This window comes from Winogradskyella sp. R77965 (genome assembly GCF_044594915.1).
GTDB lineage: Bacteria > Bacteroidota > Bacteroidia > Flavobacteriales > Flavobacteriaceae > Winogradskyella.
The window spans coordinates 1,946,800-1,967,483 of sequence record NZ_CP138990.1; the positions used below are offsets into that span (position 1 = coordinate 1,946,800).

At 33.1% G+C, this 20,684-nt stretch carries 20 protein-coding genes; 4 read left to right on the plus strand and 16 right to left on the minus strand.

Annotated elements, in window-relative coordinates; all coding sequences use genetic code 11:
- Positions 1 to 54: 54 nt before the first annotated feature.
- From SJY34_RS08705 to SJY34_RS08715, 3 genes are read right to left on the minus strand one after another with little or no spacing between them, the layout of a single operon-like run.
- On the minus strand, positions 55 to 906 hold the full coding sequence (locus SJY34_RS08705; protein WP_400074785.1) for a prephenate dehydrogenase: 852 nt from the start codon (positions 904 to 906) through the stop codon (positions 55 to 57).
- A 5-nt stretch (positions 907 to 911) separates the two neighbouring features.
- Positions 912 to 2,054 (minus strand): pyridoxal phosphate-dependent aminotransferase, encoded by a 1,143-nt coding sequence (locus tag SJY34_RS08710; RefSeq protein ID WP_400074787.1) that lies wholly within the window; start codon positions 2,052 to 2,054, stop codon positions 912 to 914.
- Positions 2,051 to 2,878, minus strand: coding sequence for a prephenate dehydratase (locus tag SJY34_RS08715; RefSeq protein WP_400074789.1), 828 nt, complete (start codon positions 2,876 to 2,878; stop codon positions 2,051 to 2,053). The genes SJY34_RS08710 and SJY34_RS08715 overlap by 4 nt, the downstream gene beginning before the upstream one ends.
- A 418-nt stretch (positions 2,879 to 3,296) precedes the next feature.
- Here SJY34_RS08715 and gldA point away from each other — a divergent pair, with 418 nt between their 5' ends.
- The 3 genes from gldA (at position 3,297) to SJY34_RS08730 (ending at position 7,651) form a co-directional block, all read left to right on the plus strand.
- Complete coding sequence (gene gldA, locus SJY34_RS08720; protein ID WP_400074791.1) at positions 3,297 to 4,193, plus strand: gliding motility-associated ABC transporter ATP-binding subunit GldA; 897 nt, start codon at positions 3,297 to 3,299, stop codon at positions 4,191 to 4,193.
- A gap of 173 nt (positions 4,194 to 4,366) precedes the next feature.
- Positions 4,367 to 6,457, plus strand: coding sequence for a phosphate acetyltransferase (gene pta, locus SJY34_RS08725; RefSeq protein ID WP_400074793.1), 2,091 nt, complete (start codon positions 4,367 to 4,369; stop codon positions 6,455 to 6,457).
- A gap of 3 nt (positions 6,458 to 6,460) precedes the next feature.
- Positions 6,461 to 7,651 carry an acetate/propionate family kinase gene (locus tag SJY34_RS08730; protein WP_400074795.1) on the plus strand — a complete coding sequence of 397 codons (1,191 nt, stop codon included), beginning with the start codon at positions 6,461 to 6,463 and terminating at the stop codon, positions 7,649 to 7,651.
- On the opposite strand, the gene SJY34_RS08735 is transcribed toward SJY34_RS08730, so the two are convergent.
- The 13 genes from SJY34_RS08735 to SJY34_RS08795 form a co-directional block, all read right to left on the minus strand.
- Positions 7,637 to 8,371: a head GIN domain-containing protein gene (locus SJY34_RS08735; protein WP_400074797.1), complete on the minus strand. Its 735-nt coding sequence runs from the start codon at positions 8,369 to 8,371 to the stop codon at positions 7,637 to 7,639. The two genes, SJY34_RS08730 and SJY34_RS08735, sit on opposite strands and share 15 nt — an antisense overlap.
- A gap of 5 nt (positions 8,372 to 8,376) precedes the next feature.
- Positions 8,377 to 9,471, minus strand: a complete 1,095-nt coding sequence (locus SJY34_RS08740; RefSeq protein WP_400074798.1) for an acyloxyacyl hydrolase — start codon at positions 9,469 to 9,471, stop codon at positions 8,377 to 8,379.
- A 57-nt stretch (positions 9,472 to 9,528) separates the two neighbouring features.
- A complete protein-coding gene (gene cysM / locus SJY34_RS08745; RefSeq protein WP_400074800.1) occupies positions 9,529 to 10,413 on the minus strand; it encodes a cysteine synthase CysM in 885 nt (294 codons plus the stop codon).
- Between the two features lie 4 nt (positions 10,414 to 10,417).
- On the minus strand, positions 10,418 to 11,155 hold the full coding sequence (gene epsC / locus SJY34_RS08750; RefSeq protein ID WP_400074802.1) for a serine O-acetyltransferase EpsC: 738 nt from the start codon (positions 11,153 to 11,155) through the stop codon (positions 10,418 to 10,420).
- 161 nt (positions 11,156 to 11,316) lie between these two features.
- Positions 11,317 to 11,646 (minus strand): 2Fe-2S iron-sulfur cluster-binding protein, encoded by a 330-nt coding sequence (locus SJY34_RS08755; RefSeq protein ID WP_400074804.1) that lies wholly within the window; start codon positions 11,644 to 11,646, stop codon positions 11,317 to 11,319.
- Positions 11,647 to 11,725: 79 nt separating this feature from the next.
- Positions 11,726 to 12,775 (minus strand): NAD(P)/FAD-dependent oxidoreductase, encoded by a 1,050-nt coding sequence (locus SJY34_RS08760; protein ID WP_400074806.1) that lies wholly within the window; start codon positions 12,773 to 12,775, stop codon positions 11,726 to 11,728.
- A gap of 4 nt (positions 12,776 to 12,779) precedes the next feature.
- On the minus strand, positions 12,780 to 13,358 hold the full coding sequence (locus tag SJY34_RS08765; protein ID WP_400074808.1) for a bifunctional precorrin-2 dehydrogenase/sirohydrochlorin ferrochelatase: 579 nt from the start codon (positions 13,356 to 13,358) through the stop codon (positions 12,780 to 12,782).
- 2 nt (positions 13,359 to 13,360) lie between these two features.
- Positions 13,361 to 14,140, minus strand: coding sequence for a uroporphyrinogen-III C-methyltransferase (cobA, locus tag SJY34_RS08770; protein ID WP_400074810.1), 780 nt, complete (start codon positions 14,138 to 14,140; stop codon positions 13,361 to 13,363).
- Positions 14,141 to 14,145: 5 nt separating this feature from the next.
- A complete protein-coding gene (locus SJY34_RS08775) occupies positions 14,146 to 16,239 on the minus strand; it encodes a HEPN domain-containing protein (RefSeq protein WP_400074812.1) in 2,094 nt (697 codons plus the stop codon).
- An 83-nt stretch (positions 16,240 to 16,322) separates the two neighbouring features.
- Positions 16,323 to 16,943 (minus strand): phosphoadenosine phosphosulfate reductase family protein, encoded by a 621-nt coding sequence (locus tag SJY34_RS08780; protein WP_400074814.1) that lies wholly within the window; start codon positions 16,941 to 16,943, stop codon positions 16,323 to 16,325.
- The gene (locus tag SJY34_RS08785; RefSeq protein WP_400074816.1) at positions 16,940 to 17,200 is read right to left on the minus strand and encodes a DUF2061 domain-containing protein; all 261 of its coding nucleotides are present in this window, start codon (positions 17,198 to 17,200) and stop codon (positions 16,940 to 16,942) included. Before SJY34_RS08785 ends, SJY34_RS08780 begins: the two co-directional genes overlap by 4 nt.
- Before the next feature lie 126 nt (positions 17,201 to 17,326).
- A complete protein-coding gene (locus SJY34_RS08790) occupies positions 17,327 to 17,737 on the minus strand; it encodes an RrF2 family transcriptional regulator (protein WP_400074818.1) in 411 nt (136 codons plus the stop codon).
- A 32-nt stretch (positions 17,738 to 17,769) separates the two neighbouring features.
- Positions 17,770 to 18,972, minus strand: coding sequence for a polysaccharide lyase family 7 protein (locus SJY34_RS08795; protein ID WP_400074820.1), 1,203 nt, complete (start codon positions 18,970 to 18,972; stop codon positions 17,770 to 17,772).
- Between the two features lie 428 nt (positions 18,973 to 19,400).
- On the opposite strand from SJY34_RS08795, the gene metK reads away from it, so the two are divergent.
- A complete protein-coding gene (gene metK, locus SJY34_RS08800) occupies positions 19,401 to 20,654 on the plus strand; it encodes a methionine adenosyltransferase (protein ID WP_400074822.1) in 1,254 nt (417 codons plus the stop codon).
- Positions 20,655 to 20,684 lie beyond the last annotated feature (30 nt).

A 20,684-nucleotide genomic window follows, 5' to 3' on the forward strand; every position in this document is an offset into this window, starting at 1 on the left:
TTCGACTGCGCTCAACCTAACAATTAATTGAAATTTAGTTTTTGAGTTTTTTAATTATTGTATTCCGTTTAATATATCTTTTATATGATTTGTTGTTTCCATTTCGTTATAGACAGCTTCAAAATCTCCATCTTCCATGAGCTTTTTAAAATACTCTAGATTATTAATATACTCATCTAAAGTCTCTATAACATTGGTTTTATTTTGTTCAAAAATTGGTGTCCACATAGCTGGTGAACTTTTTGCCAAACGTACTGTGCTTTCAAATCCAGAACCAGCCATATCAAAAATATCACGTTCGTTTTTTTCTTTTTCAATTACTGTTTTACCTAACATAAATGAACTGATATGAGATAAGTGCGAAACGTATGCAATGTGCTTATCGTGTGCCTTTGGATTCATATATCGAATTCGCATTCCTAATTCTGCAAAGACCTTTAATGCTTTTTCTTGAAGTTTGAATGCTGTTTCTTCTACCTCGCAAATAATATTGGTTTTGTTTTTGAACAAATCATAGATCGCCGCTTTTGGACCCGAATATTCTGTACCAGCGATAGGATGTGCTGCCAAATAATTTCTTCGTTTTGGATGATTTTTCACTTTAAGACAGATATCTTCTTTGGTAGAACCAGCATCAAACACAATGGCATTATCAGAGACCTGATCTAACACTTTCGGCAAAACAGTTAATGTGGCATCCACAGGAATAGCAACCATAACCATATCAGCGACTTCCAAATCTTCAAAATTTGCTTTTTGGTCAATGATTTTAAGGTCTATTGCTTCGTCTAAATGCGTTTCATTTGCATCAATCCCAAAGAGATTACTTTCTGGATATAATTTCTTAATCTCCAAAGCGAAACTTCCTCCAATTAACCCTACTCCTATGATAAAAATGTTATTCATACTAACTAAACTCTTCCTATTGCTTCTTTTATATTATCTTCTGAAGCGCATAATGAAAAACGCACATAACCTTCACCATTGCTTCCAAAAACAGTTCCTGGTGTTATAAAAATTGAATGCTCTTTTAATACTAAATCTGTAAATTCTTCAGATTTAATATGTGATGGTAATTTTGCCCAAACAAATAATCCTGATGCATATTTATCATATGTACAGTTGAGACTATCGGCTAATTGCCAAATTAATTCGCGTCGTGTTTGGTAGACACTATTCAAACTTTGAAACCACATGTCTGAGCATTTCAGAGCTTCAATAGCTCCTTTTTGTATGCCGTAAAACATGCCTGAATCCATATTACTTTTTACACGTAATACTGCACTCACTAAATCGTAATTACCGACTAACATACCTACACGCCAGCCAGCCATATTAAATGTTTTGCTTAGAGAGTTTAATTCTAAACATACTTCCTTAGCGTCTTTATATCTTAGAATACTAATTGGTTTGTCATTGAGTATAAAACTGTAAGGATTATCATTAACAATTAATATATCGTGCCGTTTTCCGAATGCAATAACCTTATCATAAAACTTATTATCTGCATTGCTCCCTGTTGGCATATGAGGGTAATTAATCCACATAATTTTTACACGACTTAAATCTAATCGTTCTAAAGCACTGAAATTTGGTAACCAATTATGGTCTTCTTTTAAATCATAATAAACTGGTTTTGCCTCTAACAATTTAGTAACAGCAGCATACGTTGGATAACCAGGATTTGGTACTAAAACTTTATCGCCTTTATTTAAAAATGCCATAGAAATATGCATAATACCTTCTTTACTTCCCATTAGAGGTAACACTTCTGTCTGTGGGCTTAAATCTACTATATACTGTTTTTTATAAAAGTTTGAAATTTCTTCTCTCAATTCTGGCAAACCTTGATAGCTTTGATATTGGTGTGCTTTCTCATCCACTAAACTATCTTGAAGCGATATGCTAGCCTTAAATGGTGGTTCTAAATCCGGACTTCCAATAGCTAAACTAATAATCGGTTTTCCTTGGGATTTTAAAAGCGCAACTTCCCTCAACTTTTTAGAAAAGTAGTATTCTTCAACATTTTTTAAGCGTTTAGCAACTTCAATCATAGTCTCGCATTTTTATATTCGCCTAGTACTTTAAAATTCTCTGCCATTATTTGCATAATAGAAGATGCTTTTTCATAATATTTATAATCCTCGAAAGTCACATCAACAAAAAAAGCATATTTCCAAGGGGTTTCAATTTTTGGTAAGGACTGTATTTTTGTTAGATTGAGTTTACAATCACTCATAACATTGAGTATGGTTGCTAAACTGCCGCGTTTGTGATCTAATTCAAATTTTATGGAGGCCTTATTAAGTCCTTTTTTATCAGTTTCTAAATTTTGAAGTTTCACAATAACAAAGCGTGTCTCGTTATGCTTTATAGTCTGTATACTTTCAGCCAATATTTCTAATCCATATAATTCTGCGGCATTGTTACTCGCTATTGCAGCAATTCCTTTTATGCCTTTATCTGAAATTTGCTTTGCAACATCTGCAGTATCTTTAGCTTCCACCAATTTTATATGTGGATAATCTTTAAAGAAGACTTTACATTGTAGCAAAGCCATAGGATGTGAGTGTACTTCTTTAATATCTGAAATTGTTTGTTCAGCTAATGCCAAAAAATTATGCTGAATATCTAAATAATGTTCTCCAACGATACTCAAATTATGTCTGTCTATAAGCGCATAATTAGGAATTATAGAACCTGCAATAGAATTTTCTAATGCCATTACGATATAATCTGAATCGCCTTTTAGAAGACTATCTACAGTACCATCAAAAGTCATGCACTCTACCACGTCTGTGTTTGTGCTAAAAAATCGCTGAGCGACCTCGTGATGAAACGATCCTTTAATTCCTTGTATGGCTACTGGTTTATTCAAATTATTATATTCTCCTGTTAAATCCCGATTTTCATCGGGATGAATTCAATCAACTAGTTTTAATTCGCCTGTGGGCTTTTAAAACTAGGATTTCTTTCAAATGAAAAAGTCTCGATTAAATCGAGACTTTATAAATTATATTTTAAATAAAACATACTTAGTCTCGTTCCTTTAGCTAAAAAAGAAATAAAACCAGTTATAATATGTTCTAGATATGTTCATTGTTATTAATATGTGGCTAAAGTAATTATAATTTTTACAAATCAAAATGTGAACATCGCTTTTTTTATTGATATCTATAAAGTTTTAAAGAATTAGCAATAATTATGATAGAAAATTCTGATTATTATAGAGATTGATTAAAAATTTGTCTAATGTTTTTAGGCAAACTAGTATTTTTGAATAAATTTATTTCCTTATGTCTATTGAAGTTCAAAACATTACAAAACTGTATAAAGATCAAAAGGCGCTTAATGATGTTTCTTTTAAAGTAAATGATGCAGAAATTGTTGGATTTCTTGGCCCAAATGGTGCCGGAAAATCGACTATGATGAAAATACTTACTACATACATTGAAGCTTCTGAAGGTTCTGCAAACGTTAATGGTTTTGACGTCTCTTCTAACAAAAAAAGTGTACAAAGTAGCGTTGGATACTTACCAGAACACAATCCCCTTTATACAGATTTGTACGTAAAGGAATATTTAAATTTTAATGCGAATGTCTATAGTACTTCAAAATCTAGAATAGAAGAGGTCATTGAATTAACTGGCTTAACACCAGAAGCACACAAAAAAATTAGTCAACTATCTAAAGGCTACAGACAACGTGTTGGTTTAGCAAATGCACTATTGCACAATCCTGAAGTATTGATTTTAGATGAACCTACAACAGGTCTCGATCCAAACCAATTGGTAGACATAAGAAATCTTATTAAAAACATTGGTAAGGAAAAAACGGTTTTTCTTTCTACTCATATTATGCAAGAAGTGGAGGCCATGTGCGATCGCGTGATTATAATTAATAAAGGTAAAATTGTTGCTGACAAATATCTAAAAGATCTTAGAGAAGGCCAAGAACAGGTTGTTGTTGTTGAGTTTGATTACAGAGTTGAAGACGCTTTTTTATTAAAATTACCAAAAGTTACTTCAGTAAAGAACACACACGATTTCATTTATGAAATTAAGTTCTCAACAAAAGAGGATATGAGATCTCATGTATTTGATTTTGCGCACGACAATGAATTAAAAATTCTTCAATTAAATCAGAAAAATACAAGCTTAGAGAGCTTGTTCAGAGACTTAACAAGCAAATAGTATTTAAGGATTGGTTAACCAATTTTATTATTTCGTTTAAACCATGACAAATATCACCTTTAGAAAAGCATGCCTATATTAAATTTACACCATATTTTTGTTAAATCAAATGACTAAGGATATCCTGTTTTACAATAACCAATAGTATATCTTTACAACAAATTACAGGTACAATGAGCAAAGGAATTTATGTCGCTACCATGGAACCAAACAGTGGTAAGTCTGTTGTGGTTTTAGGGCTTATGCGCATGCTTTTAGGTAAAACGGCAAAAGTAGGTTATTTCAGACCAATAATAGAAGATACTAAAAATGGGGAATTAGATAACCATATCAATACTGTTCTATCTCATTTTGAATTAGATATCAATTACAAAAAAACATTCGCTTTTACTAGAAGTGAGGTATTAGACCTATACAACCAAGGCAAGTCTGGAAAAGTAATAGATGAAATCATAAAGAAGTATAAATATTTAGAAGATCGTTTTGATTTTATACTTGTTGAAGGCACAGACTTTTCTAATGAAAACACCAATTTAGAATTAGATATCAATATCCTTATTTCAAAAAACCTTGGACTTCCTGTAATTATTGTAGCAAACGGTTATAAAAAACCACTAGATATTATTGTAGACAATACCCAGTTAGCATACAATACCTTTAATGAAGAAGTTAAAGTACTTTCCATAATTGTCAATAAAAATAATCCAGATGACTTAAAAACATTAAAAGCACTTTTAATAGGTCGGATTCAGGAAAATACAAACATAGCTGTTATACCAACCATAAAAAGTTTATCGTCACCAACCATTAAGGAAATTTCTAAAGCCCTAAATGGAACTATTCTTTTTGGTGAAGACATGATTAACAATGAATCTGAGCACTTTGGTGTTGGTGCCATGCAATTACGAAATTATTTAACACATCTAAAGGAAAACACCTTAGTGATAACGCCAGGTGACCGAGCAGATATTATATTGGGTGCACTACAAGCCAATATCTCAAAAAACTATCCGAAAATCTCTGGAATAATACTAACAGGTGGATTGATACCAGAAAAGCCGATCTTAAAACTTATTGAAGGACTTTCTAGTATATCACCAATAATTAGTGTCAAAGAAGGAACTTTTGGTGTTGCTAATGCCATAGGTAAAATTAAATCTAAAATTTATGCCGAAAACACTGAAAAAATAGAAACTTCTATAGCGTCATTCGAAAAATTTGTAGATACCGACAAACTATCTAATGATCTAATTACCTTCGAGTCAGAAGGATTTACACCGAGAATGTTTCAATATAATTTATTGCAAAAAGCCTTAAAAGACAAGAAACATATTGTACTTCCAGAAGGTTACGACGAACGCATCCTAAGAGCCTCTGCGAGGTTAATTGATGCCCATGTGGTAGATTTAACTTTAATAGGAGATGAAGACAAAATATTAGAGCGGATTAATAAGTTTGATATTCCATTAGACACCTCAAAGATTAGCATTGTATCGCCTCAAAAATCTGAGCATTTTGATGATTATGTAAACACATTCTATGAATTACGAAAGCATAAAAATGTAAATTTAGATATGGCAAAAGATATGATGTCTGATGTCTCTTACTTTGCCACAATGATGATTTATAAAGGTCATGCTGACGGAATGGTATCTGGAGCTATACATACAACAGCTCATACATTACGTCCTGCGCTTCAATTTATAAAAACAAAACCAGGAGTTAAAATTGTATCCTCTGTGTTTTTTATGTGTTTGGATGACCGAATCTCAATTTTTGGAGATTGTGCTATTAATCCAAATCCAAATGCAGAAGAATTAGCTGAAATTGCAATATCCTCTGCTAAAACAGCTCAAGATTTTGGTATAGATCCAAAAGTAGCAATGTTATCCTATTCATCAGGTGCCTCAGGAAAAGGTGAGGATGTCGATAGAGTAAGAGAAGCAACCGAAATTGTAAAGAAAAAAGCTCCACATATTAAAATAGAAGGCCCTATTCAATACGATGCGGCTGTGGATATGCGCATCGGAAAAAGTAAATTACCAAACTCTAAAGTTGCAGGACAAGCTAGTGTTCTAATCTTCCCTGACTTAAATACAGGAAATAACACTTACAAAGCTGTACAGAGAGAAACTGGTGCTTTAGCAATTGGCCCGATGCTGCAAGGATTAAACAAACCTGTAAATGATTTAAGTAGAGGCTGCACAACAGACGACATTTATAGCACTGTAATTATAACTGCCATACAAGCCCAAGAATTTTAGACCATGCAAAAAATATTAGTCCTTAACTCTGGAAGTTCTTCTTTAAAATTTCAATTATTCCTAATGCCTGATGAAACTGTTTTATGTTCTGGTTTAATTGAGCGCCTAGGAACTGATGATGCGAAATTTATATTTGAGACGAAAGATAATTCAATTGAAGTGATTACTTCTATTGTTAATCATAACGCAGGATTACAATTATTAGCAAAACAATTATTAGATAAAAAAACAGGAATCATAAAATCTGCTGAAGAAATCGATATTGTTGGTCACAGAGTAGTACACGGTGGAAATTACTTTAGTGATACAACAGAAATAACTTCGGATGTAAAAGCAAGAATAAAAGCATTATCATCTTTAGCTCCATTACATAATCCTGCTAATTTAGAAGGTATTAAAGTTTCAGAAGCTATTTTTAAAAATGCAAAACAAGTCGCTGTTTTTGATACAGCTTTTCATCAATCTATACCAGAACATGCCTATAAATATGCCATACCAAACAAATACTCGGATGAACATGATATACGTCTGTATGGCTTTCATGGTACAAGTCATAAATATGTAAGTGAAAAAGCTATTGAATTTTTAGACAAAAAAGAGTCTAAAATAATTACGATTCACTTAGGCAATGGTTGTAGTATGTCCGCTATAAAAAACGGCAAAAGTATAGACCATTCTTTAGGGTTTTCACCAATTACAGGATTAATAATGGGGACGCGCTCGGGTGATATTGATCCAACTATAATTTTTCATCTCGCCGAAAAATTTAAATTAAGCTTAAAAGAAATAAATATCTTATTGCAAAAGAAAAGCGGAATGCTTGGTCTCACTGGTCATAGCGATTTAAGAGATATACAAGCTAAAGCGAATGCAGGAGATAAAGCATGCCAATTAGCACTTACCATGAATACCTATCGCATTAAAAAATATATAGGTAGTTATGCTGCTATTTTAAACGGTTTAGATGCTATTGTTTTTACAGCAGGTATCGGTGAAAACTCTAACTATATTAGAGAGTCTGTTTGTAAAGATTTAGACTTTCTGGGCATAAAATTAGATACAGAGAAAAATAATAAACGTCTAAAAACAATTAGAGCTATTAACACTGATGATTCTGAGGTAAAAATATTAGTAATACCGACTAACGAAGAACTAGAAATTGCAAAACAAGCTTTTAATCTAATCAAAGACTAGTTGACCTGTGTAAATCTGTTCTACTTCCACAAGTGGTGGCTGATTAACTGAAATTAAATTCCCTGTTCCTCTAAGTTCTCCAGATAATGATAATTGTGGATTTACAATCATATCATTACTTCCTCGATGATATACAGTAACGTCTTGTGTAATTAAATTTTCACCTTCAAAACGGCCTGCACCAGCATAAAAACCGATAAATAAATTTTCTACAGTTCCATCTATATAAAAGAACGATAAATTATTAGATGATATCCTTAAATTTTCGGAATTAATTGAGAGTCTAAAATCACCAACTGTAAACGCATTCACCACATTAAAATCTTCGGAATACAAATTTAGAGATGTGTAATTTATAGTTCCCTCTGATGAGACATCATATTGCGACGACGTTCTAATTTCTGTAAGATTTGGAGCTTCTACAAAAACTTTGGTAATCCCATAATCTCTTACATAATTGCAGGTGTTATTATCCGTTAAGATTAGTTGATTGTCTGATATTTCAGCGGTAACATCATTAATTAAATTTTCTCCAGTTTCAATGGTGACTTTATAAGTAGGTGCATCTTTAATTATTAACTCTATATCTCTATTCACAAAAATACGTTCGAAACTAGAAACATCTATTTCTTGTTTAATAATTTTACCCGAGGTTTGAAAACAATCGTTAGCGTCTTCGCTATTACATGCAAATAAAAATATTACGAGTATGTAAACCATTTTTCTCATAGTCTTACTCCAATACCAAATTCAACAGCTTCGGCTTTAGCTCCATGTGATTTTAAGGTCATAGCACCAAAAAATGTGTTCCCAAAATACCGTTTTAATCCTATTCTCAAATAAGTTCTCCCTTCAAAATCAAAAGGATAATAGATATAATAACCTAACTGCGTTTCTATGGACATCTTATTAATAAATAACTCATGGCCCAAAAATAACCCAACACGCTTGTAATCTTCATCACCACTGACATCTTCTTCAGGAAATGAAACTGATCTATAGTAAATTAATTCTTTTAAAAAGTTTGAAAAAAATACATCTGTTCCAAACTGAATTGCACTTGTTTGACTCAATCGTTTATCTGCATAAGCAGATAAAATATAAAACGGAAATTGACCACTTCCTATAACGTCACTTTCGTTAATACCTGTTCTAAAAGCTAGGTTATATTTTATAGGTTCTGTAAATTTTTCATCATTAAAGTTTTCAATGTATTCTTGGTCTTCATCATCTATATTATAGGTTAAACCAATATTCAATGCTATGGTATTGACACTTGTATTAGGCGCCCTGACATTGGCATTAGAATAATGAATTAAAGATAAACCTGTCTGAAAACCAAAGTGATCAAAAACGTGTTCTTTTTTATAGTTCAGCATTACATAAGTAGAACTCAAAATATGAGATCCAAAAGCTACATTCTTAGGGTTCTCTATTTTGTCATATGGATTGGTTGTATATGCTAAACCTTGACCTATTCTAAACATAAGGTTTCGCTTAAAAAAATAGAAATTATAATGGGCATAAAGCCCAGAACTAGCACCAAGTTTTTCATTTTTTAAATCTTGATAAATGAAAGAAGCACCATAGTCAGGATAACCAAAACGTTGTTCCCATGCTTCATTACCGAATGTTTTTTTATTAAAACTAAAAATAAAACCTTCAGGATGCCCTGTTATTAAATGAAGAATATCATTGTTATGAAGTGCTATATTTCCACCAAAATAATTGAGATCAAAATAAGTATTGGAGGACTTATCTTCTTGTGAAAAAGATAACAGTCCGGTTAAGATAATTAAACGCGTAAGCCAGTACTTCATTTATAAATGGTTACTGACAAAAATAACAGAATAAATATAATTAGAAGAGACAAAAAATCACAAAGCATCAAATAAAGGAGATGACAAATACCGATCACCTCTATCACAAATAATAGCAACGACAACACCTTGCTCAATTGTTTCTATTAACTTTAAAGCAGTAGCCACAGAACCACCACTACTCATACCAGCAAAAACACCTTCTTCTTTTGCTAATCTTTGGGTCATTTTAGTAGCTTCTAACTGACTCACTTCTATAACCTGATCTACTTTAGAACGATTAAAGATGCTTGGCACATAATCAGGTGACCATTTTCTTATTCCAGGAATACGAGAACCATCTTCTGGCTGTGCTCCAATAATCTGTATACTTTTATTTTGTTCTTTTAGAAATGTAGAAGTTCCCATTATGGTGCCTGTTGTACCCATTGCTGATACAAAATGTGTTACTTCTCCTTTTGTATCTCTCCAAATCTCTGGGCCAGTTGTTTTGTAATGAGCTTTCCAATTATCATTATTTTCAAACTGATTTAATAATGTATAGCCTTCCTTATCTCGCATATTAAACGCCACATCGCGAGATCCTTCAATACCACGATCTGCAGATGTTAATATCACCTCAGCACCATACGCACGCATAGTTTTTACACGCTCTTCTGTTGAGTTTTCTGGCATTACTAATGACATCTTTAAACCAAACAACTGCGCTACATAAGCTAATGCAATACCTGTATTACCACTAGTTGCCTCAACTAAACGATCACCTTTCTTTATATCTCCTCGCTTTATCGCTTCAGATATCATATTAAAGGCTGGCCTGTCTTTAACACTTCCACCTGGATTATTTCCTTCCAACTTTAAAAAAAGTTTCACATTAGGTTTTTTCACTAAGTTATTAACTTCAACAAGAGGTGTATTTCCTATTTGTTTTAATATGCTCATCGCTTTATTTATTAGTAATTCTTATATCAGATTTATATGTTACTAAAGAATTCTCAGGAATAGATTGTGTAATCCAGACATTGGCTCCTATGGTGCTATTTTTACCAATTACTACATCTCCACCAAGAACCGTAGCATTAGCATAAATAGTTACATTATCCTTAATTGTTGGGTGTCGTTTTACATTTTTTAATGCTTTTTCTACTTTAATACCGCCCAATGTTACACCTTGATATATGATGACGTTATCTCCAATAACTGAAGTTTCTCCTATTACAACACCAGTGGCATGATCTATAAAAAATGATTTCCCTATGTCTGCTCCTGGATGAATATCTGTACCTGTAACACTGTGTGCATATTCGCTAATCATTCTTGGCAAAATAGGAATATCTAAAAGCCACAAAATACGACTAATACGATACATTGTTATCGCATAAAAACCAGGATAAGCTAAATAAACTTCTCTTAAGCTTTTGGCTGCTGGATCATTATCATAAGCTGCCTCAGCATCTAATCGTAATATAGGTTTTAATGTTTTTAATTGCTCTTTAAAAGCATCCCATTTAGAATTACAAACACCACATTCTAAACCTTCGGACACTTTAAATAATAAAGGTTCAATAATATTTAATTGTTGATCTTGATTTTTTGGTTGGTCTATGGCGCAGTAAAACAAATCTTTTGCTAAATCTTCTACTTGCTCTTTAAACCTTTGAGGTATATGTAATGATAAATCCATATGTTTCCAATTCGGAATTAATAGTATTGATAACTCTGTCGATACTTACAGTGATAAATTACCTCACAAAAATAATATATTCTACCATTTAGAACAGTAAACAAAAAAGCCAGTAAATCATATACAAATGATTACTGGCTAACAGTAATTTTGTAGGATAATCATACCTCTGGAGCCAATTCTACTTCTAATTGATTTAAAGCTTCAGAAATTGGAATTTGACAACTTAGTCTGCTATTGGTTTTCACATTAAATGCTTCTGCTAACATCGCATCTTCTTCATAGTCCATTGCATTTAGCTCATGTTCTGAATTCACATAACACTGACAAGACGCACACATTGCCATACCTCCACAGACTCCTATTGTACCTTCTGGTGCTAACTCATAAGAACGTACAACTTCCATTAAATTCATTGCCATATCGGTTGGTGCTAAAACGGTGTGTTTCATTCCTTCTCTGTCTGTTATATGTATGGTAACATCTTGCATATATTATTGTGCTTCGTTTTACTAAATATTGAATACTCAGTACAAAAGTGACTGCTTACTGTGACTGAAAACTGCCTACTTAAACAATTGCTTTCACAACAGCTTTTGGTGATTCTTTTCGAGTACCATCAAAACCGTTTATTCCGCTTACTGTAGTATATTTTAGAACAAACTTCTTGCCAGGATTTAATCGCTTGTAAGCGGATTGACACATTAAAGTCGCTTCGTGAAAACCACAAAGGATTAACTTTAACTTTCCTTCATAAGTATTAACATCACCTATGGCATAAATACCTGGAATATTAGTTTGATAGTCTAATGTATCAACTTTAATAGCATTCTTTTCAATTTCAAGTCCCCAATCTCCTATCGGACCCAATTTTGGAGATAAACCAAAAAGTGGAATAAATGCATCTGCTTCTAAAACTTGAGTTTCTCCACCTTTAGTAACAGAAACACCTTCTATTTTATGCTCGCCATGTAAAGCCGTAATTTCAGCTGGTGTAATTAAATTGATTTTATTGAGCAGCTTTAATTCTTGCACTTGTTCTACAGAATCTAAAGCACCTCTAAACTCATTTCGTCTATGTACCAAAGTTACTTCTGAAGCCACATCTGCAAGAAAAATACTCCAGTCTAGGGCGGAATCTCCACCACCAGCAATCACTACTTTTTTATCGCGATAGACTTCTGGATCTTTTATAAAATAATTGACACCTTTATCTTCGTACTTTTCGATATTTTCTAATTTTGGTTTCCTTGGCTCAAAGCTTCCTAAACCACCTGCAATAGCAATAATTGGTGCGTGATGCTGAGTTCCTTTGTTTGTAGTCACAATAAAACTTCCATCTTCTTGCTTTTCAATAGTTTCTGCACGTTCACCCAAGGTAAATCCTGGCTGAAACTGTTTCCCTTGTTCTAATAAATTAGAGGTTAAATCTCCTGCTAATATTTCTGGAAAACCAGGAATATCATAAATTGGTTTTTTTGGATACAATTCGGAACACTGACCTCCAGCTTGTGGCAGCGCGTCAATTAAGTGGCACTTTAATTTTAATAATCCTGCCTCAAAAACAGTGAATAAACCTGTTGGTCCTGCTCCTATGATGAGGATATCTGTTTTAATCATTTGTCTATATTTTTTCTACTAAGCCTTTAGTAAATTCATTTAATTTTTCGACTTTCTGCTCAAAGTCCCCTTTTATTGTTTTTCTATATATATTGAGATTCTTTACCAAATCATCAACGTTTTCTGGAATCACATCTTCAAAGAATTGACGTAATCGTTTTGCTGTGGTTGGTGATTTTCCGTTTGTAGAAATTGCTACTTTCACATTACCTTTTGTCACAATACCTCCCATATAAAAATCGCAATATGGTGGATTATCAGCTACATTCACTAATTTGCTTTGTGCTCTGCAATCCTCGTATACTTTAACATTAACTTCTGGCCGATCAGTAGTCGCAATGACAATATGATTATCTTTTAAATAGCCATTGTTGTAAACGTCTTCAATGCGTTTTACATTACCTGTATTGGCAATTTCAATCGTTTTATCTCTAAACATTGGTGATACCATAGTTACGTTTGCATCTGGACTCGACTTTAATAAAAACGTCAATTTCTCTTCTGCAACATTACCACCTCCAACGATTAAAACATTGAGATTTTTTGCTTTTAGAAAGATTGGGTATAGATTATTTCTTTCCATAATTATGCGTTTTGTTGTCTAGAATTTATCAAAGCCAAATTTGCTTTAGAATAGATATCTGTAAGATCTACACGCTGGTTAACAACCTCACCAATAATTATTATAGCAGGATTAGATAGTTGCTTTTCTTTGACAATAGATTCAATATTTGAAATGGTTCCGATGCCTACATTTTGATCTATTCGAGTTCCATTTTGAATTATAGCCACTGCAGTTTTAGATTTTCCTTCTTTAGAGAAAATCTGAACAATTTCGGACAGCTTACTCATACCCATTAAAATCACAACAGTTGCCGTTGATTTTGCTGCAAGAGCAACGTCAGATGATATTTTATGAGATTTTGTTGTTCCTGTAATCACCCAAAAACTTTCAGAAGCATTACGTTTAGTTAATGGAATACCTTGATAGGCTGGTACAGCTGCTACTGAAGAAATTCCTGGTACAACCGCAACTTCAATGGCATAATCTTTTGCATATTCCAACTCTTCCGCACCACGTCCAAATATAAATGGATCACCTCCTTTTAATCTTACAACATGACCACATCTTAATGCACGTTCTACAATTAAGTCGTTAATTTGATCTTGCTGATATGCATAACACCCTTTTCGTTTACCCACAAATATTTTTTCTGCTTTTGGAGATGCGTACTGTAATAATTCTTCGTTTACGAGGGCATCAAACAAAATAACATCTGCAGATTTTATAGCTTTTATTGCTTTTAGAGTAATTAAACCTGCATCTCCTGGTCCAGCTCCTACTACTGTTAATCTTGGTGTCATAATTCTTAGCTTTTAACTGCAACTTGTTCTTCTCTAAAAGCTCTTACACTTTCTAAAAATTTAGTAGCTGCGTTTATATAATTTTTTGCAAAGTCTTCTGAAGGAGGAAACACTTTAATTTGATATATAATATCTGAAAATGAGGCTCCTAAATCTATTCTCTTGGTATCTACAAAACCTTCATCGAATTGTTTTATAATACCTGCTTGTGTATTCGTTTTGATATTTTCTGAAAGTAAAATGGCTTTTGCAGAATTCACCATAGAGCGATACGATTCGTAAATTGCACTTGAATACACTTTATTATTGTATGCTTCTTTCGCTTCACTAATCTTCTCATCACTTTCCAAGAAAAGTGTTGCAATTAAATCAATAACAACTCCTGCACATTCGCCTATTCCGATAGCTTTTACGTATTGCTCTTCTGTTCCCCAATCAATAAAATCTTCTTGGGTAAGATTGTCTATACTTGATAAATCTGTAAGAAGTTGATAGAAATACTTTTCGCTTTTTTCTTTATAATAATCAACAAATAGTTTTCCATTTGAATTAGTTTCAAAATCATTTAAGATTCTGCGTAAAGCCTCAGGTCCTCTTCGACTCGGAATTTTAACTACTTTATCCGCGAAATACGCATTTCCATTTCCTAAGTTACCACCACCTAAAAGCACTTGTAACGCAGGTGCTACCAACTTATCCTTAGTACGAATTGACATGCCTTGAAAACCAATATTTGCCATATTATGCTGTCCACAAGCATTCATACAACCACTAATTTTAATCACTAAATCAGTATTCTCTAAATATTGAGGATACTCAGCTTTAATAACACGTTCTAATTCTTCAGCAATTCCTGTACTGCTCGAAATTCCTAAATTACAAGTATCTGTGCCAGGACATGCTGTAATATCTACCGCCTTATTATAACCAGCTTCAACAAAACCTAACTTTTCTAGTTCTGAATAGAAAAAGGGAAGCGATTCCTCCTTAACAAAAGGAATTAAAATATTTTGACGCAAACTCAGTCTAATTTCTCCAGCTGCATATTTCTCAACTAAATCTGCTAACAATCTAGCTTTATCTGTATAGAAATCACCTAGTAAAACTTTAATCCCAATAGCAAAATAACCATCTTGTTTTTGAGGAATTACATTCGTCGATTTCCATAAGTTATATACCTCGCTATTTTGAATCTCTACTTTTGGTTCAGATACAGAAACTGGTTTTGAAGCTATGTAATTAGCTTCATCAATTGCTACAGTTTTAAACTCTATTGCATTTTGTTCTTCCTCTACCAACACTTTAAAAGCATCTAAACCTATATCTTTTAACAAAAACTTCAATCTTGCTTTAGCTCTGCTTTTACGCTCACCATAACGGTCAAATACTCTTAAAACTCCTTCCATTAAAGGAATAATTTTATCTGATGGCAAAAACTCATAAAACAAATCTGCATGTCTTGGTTGTGAACCTAAGCCACCACCTAACATGACCTTAAATCCTTTTACTCCATTTTCAATTTTGGCTATAAAACCTAAATCGTGCATATACGACAAGCCAGTATCTTCATCTGTTGCAGAAAAAGAGACTTTAAACTTTCTACCCATTTCTTGGCAAATAGGATTCCTTAAAAAAAAATTGAATAATGCATCTGCATAAGGAGACACATCAAAAGGTTCGTTAACATCAATACCAGCTGTTTCGCTTGCAGTGACATTTCTCACGGTATTTCCACAAGCTTCTCTCAGTGTTACATTATCGCGTTCTAATTCTGCCCAAAGCTCTGGTGTACGATTTAAATCCACATAATGAATCTGGATGTCTTGACGCGTCGTAATATGTAATCGACTTCTTGAATATTCATCAGAAACCTCAGCTATTCGACGCAACTGATGACTTAACACTTTACCATAAGGTAATTTGATTCGAATCATTTGTACACCTTCCTGACGCTGGCCATATACACCTCTTGCTAAACGAAGACTTCTAAATTTTTCTTCGTCTATTTTCCCATTATGAAAAAGTTCAATTTTATTGACTAACTCAATAATGTCCTTTTCAACGATGTTATTTTCTAACTCTGTTCTAAAACTTTGCATTATTATTATATTATTCCTATAGATTTAGTAGGCTAATTAAAATGAAATGCCTTATCTGAGAATTTATCACCTATTTTTAACTGTTACTCAAGATGTATACCACATTCTCTATTCAGCAGAGCCTTTATAGGATCGAAGTAATACCCGTTCTTTGCTAATTGATTCTCTTCTATATAAGTGTCTAAATCCGTATCACTCCAATAGTAAAAAGGACTCACCTTAAGAATACCGTCTTTACTAAAACTTAAAATATCTTTCTTATCTCTGTACTCAGTTTGTCGTACTCTAATGTTAGTGAACCAAACATCAGGATTTTGCTCTGTTAATGCGCGTCTAAAAGGCTCAAGCTTCACTGCTTCTGAAAACACAGCATGATTATCATCCTCTAAACTCGGCAATCCAATGGTTGTATCAATTTCTTCTTTAGTATATAAAGATTGATATTTAAGAATATTGAGATTATACTTTTTTATTAATGCTGAAGCATGCTCGTAAGTACTTGGCTGATTATATAATGTGTCGCACCAAACCACTCTAATATCATTGTCGAGCTTTGACATAGTACTTAATAAGACGGAAGAGTAAATTCCAAAACTTGTAGTTACGATGTAATTGTCAGACAATTTTAATGCCCATTCTGCAATTTCATTAGGAGCTTTATCTCTTAATTTTTTATTCCAAATGTCTATATCTATAGGTATCATTTTCCCCATTTTATATTATTCCATGTACGTTCGTGAAAGAAATAAAGCACCATCTTGGACACTAATTCTATACCACCAATTGAAAAGGCTAAGGCCATTGTCCCAGTAAGTATATATGAAATTGTGACGGTTGTTAACGTCCCAACGGCTCTCCAACTAATGGTTTTAACAATACTCCTTTTAATATTTTCTTGGGTTTCAGTAGACTTTTGATCGACATTCTCTAAGTTTAAATCTGTCTGTATGACGTTTCCCATATTCTGTGCTATTATTTTTCAATCCTTTTGTCCTATCGATTTAATAGGATAATGCAAACATAGAACTTATTTTTAGAAAACAAAGTAATTATTTCGAAAATATAACAGAGTTAAATTATGAATTTGCTAATGTGATAAATCAGCTAAGGTCGTATTTCTAAAAATCTTTAAGGTATTATCGCGAACTTGAAGCATTAAATTATGAACTGCACAAAGATTTTCATCAGGGCAATCATCACATTTTTCATAGAAGTTGAGGCTCACACATGGTACCATAGCTATTGGTCCTTCTAGAAGTCTCATTACAGTTGTCATTGGAATATCCTTAGGGTTCTTAAGTAAATAGTAACCTCCACCTTTACCTTTTTTAGAACCTAAAATTCCATTTTTCCTTAAAGTCAACAATATGCTTTCCAAAAATTTTTGTGAAATATTTTCAGCTTTAGAAATTGAAGAAATCTGTATAGGTTTACGATCTTCTTGTCTAGCTAAGTAGACTAAGGCCTTTATTCCATATTTGGTTTTTTTTGACAGCATTACCCTATTATAAGTGTTTTAATAACTATATACTAATTTGTAGTATGCATTTTTTCTAAAGCGTAAAAAGTTGCCTGTGCATAATCATCATCATTTCCTGAGTTATTAACGTGATATACACCAGCCTTAAAATACATGTATTGACCACCAACATTAAAGCCACTATTTACCATATCAACAGTACTAAAAACATCATCTTTTCCTTCTCTAATAATCGTAACCGTTAAAATATCTCCAACAACTTTAATCGTATAACTAAACTTTTCGTCAAGTGCTATTCCATCCGAAGGGTTGGAAGCGCTATTACTTCTAGAACCAATCATTTCATACCATTGTTCACTCCCATTTCCATCGGTAGGTTCATGCGCAAAATAAATAGAACCCAATGTGTTATTAGGTAATTTTCTGTAATATATTCGAATTGGTTCATCACTGTTCGCATGTATTTGCCCAATAATAAGTCTCCCTACATGACTATTACTTCCAGTTGTAGTAACATGATTTACTGCAAGAGTAGCATTCATTTCTCCATCATAACCTCCAGCAGCATTTATGTCTGAAGCTGGAGCAGTTCCAAAAACCCAGTTATTTTCATTAACACCTTGTGTGCTAATACTTGTATTCGTACCTCTTAACATTTCACGTAACTCTACTCGTGTATAACTTGTATTTGCAGACGTTGTAAAACCGGCCACTGGACATTTAAAAACCATTCCACCATCATCTGCTGTATAAAAATAGTTACTGTTTTCATAACCTGCATTGATTTCTGCAACAGATATAGTTTCAGAAAAGCCATTTCCATTATTATCAGGTGTATTTAATTTCCATGTAGATAAATCAAAATTTTCTGAAGGTGCCTTATTTGGATCTAACTCTCCTGAGTTTTCTGCTGCTGCTTGCGTAATTGTAATACCTCGAGAAATATTACCACCCGAAACTGTTACTAGCCCTGTACGACTATTAAAAGTTGGATTTGCCTCTACAGAAATATTTATGGAACCATTGTTAGTTCCGTTTGATGGCGTAATTGTAATCCATCCGACAGCTTCACTTACAGTCCAGTTCAAATTAGATGTTACAACAACTAATTGCGTTTCTTCGTCTGCTGAAAATTCTGTAACTGCAGATACATCTAAATTTTCTATTAGTACTTCTTCGTCAGAATCATTAGAACTGCAGCTAAATAGACAAATAAAAGCTAAAAGCGTAAAACCAATGTTTAATAGTTTCATAATATTTTTTTTACAAAAATAACACCTTAAGATTATACAAACCTAAAAAATCTATTTTTAGAATTTTGGCCAGTACTCATTTTTAAAGTTAACACCTTTTCTCCTATTTTATTTTCCTCTCATAGTATAAAATCTAAGGATTTTTCTCGACCTTCAAAAAACTAAAGTACCCCTTGAATATAATTTTATAACTTTCTTATCAAATATGTCTTCGCGATTTAATTATAATCTGTACTTTTGCACAGATTTAAGAGGAAAAATTTGTCTGATTGCAACCTCTTGTGCTGAACTCGTTTCAGCACCTGTTCAAAAGAACAGATCCTGAAATAAATTCGGGATAAAAAATGCTAAAGCAGTAAGTTAAGGACTTCTCTAGCGACCAAGCAATCTCAAATTTTCTCATACTAACTATACCTAAAATAGGAAATATGTCATATTTATTTACTTCAGAGAGTGTTTCTGAAGGTCATCCAGACAAAGTAGCAGATCAGATTAGTGATGCTCTAATTGATAATTTTTTAGCTTTTGACCCTGAGTCTAAAGTGGCTTGTGAAACTTTAGTAACTACGGGACAAGTTGTTCTTGCTGGTGAGGTAAAATCTACCACTTATCTCGATGTACAGAAGATTGCCAGAGATACTATAAACAAAATTGGCTACACGAAAAGCGAATATATGTTTGATGGTAATTCTTGTGGAGTTTTTTCTGCAATCCATGAGCAATCTGAAGAAATTAATCGTGGGGTTGACAGAGCTACCAAAGAAGAACAAGGTGCTGGTGACCAAGGAATGATGTTTGGTTACGCAACCAATGAAACAGATAATTTTATGCCGTTGGCATTGGATCTATCACATAGAATTTTAGTGGAATTAGCGGAATTACGTCGCGAAAATAAAGACATCACATATATACGCCCAGACTCTAAAAGTCAGGTTACTATTGAATATAGTGATGATAACGTACCACAGCGTATAGATGCCATTGTTGTTTCTACGCAACATGATGAGTTTGATACTGATGATGCTATGCTGGAAAAAATCAGAAAAGATATTATCGAAATTTTAATTCCTAGAGTAGTTACTAAGTTACCTAAGTCTATTCAAGATTTATTTAATGATGCTATTACATATCATATTAATCCAACTGGGAAATTTGTAATCGGTGGACCACATGGTGATACAGGTTTAACAGGAAGAAAAATCATTGTTGATACCTATGGAGGAAAAGGTGCACATGGTGGTGGAGCGTTTTCTGGTAAAGATCCCAGTAAAGTAGACCGAAGTGCAGCTTACGCTACAAGGCATATTGCTAAAAATTTAGTAGCAGCAGGATTGTGTGAGGAAGTATTAGTACAAGTGTCATATGCAATTGGTGTTGTAGAACCTATGGGTATATTTGTTGAGACCTATGGTACGTGCCCATTTAATTTAACAGATGGTGAGATTGCAAAAAAAGTAGAAACTCTTTTTGATATGCGACCAGCCGCTATCGAAGAACGTCTAAAATTACGTCAACCAATGTATAGTGAAACTGCTGCTTATGGGCATATGGGTAGAGAAAATGAAGTTGTTACCAAAAAATTTAAGCAACTAAATGGGGAACCTATATCAGTTGATGTTGAATTATTTACATGGGAAAAGTTAGATTATGTAGATAAAGTGAAAACTGCCTTTGGTATATAAATAATGGTAAAAATAAAGATGAAAACCACG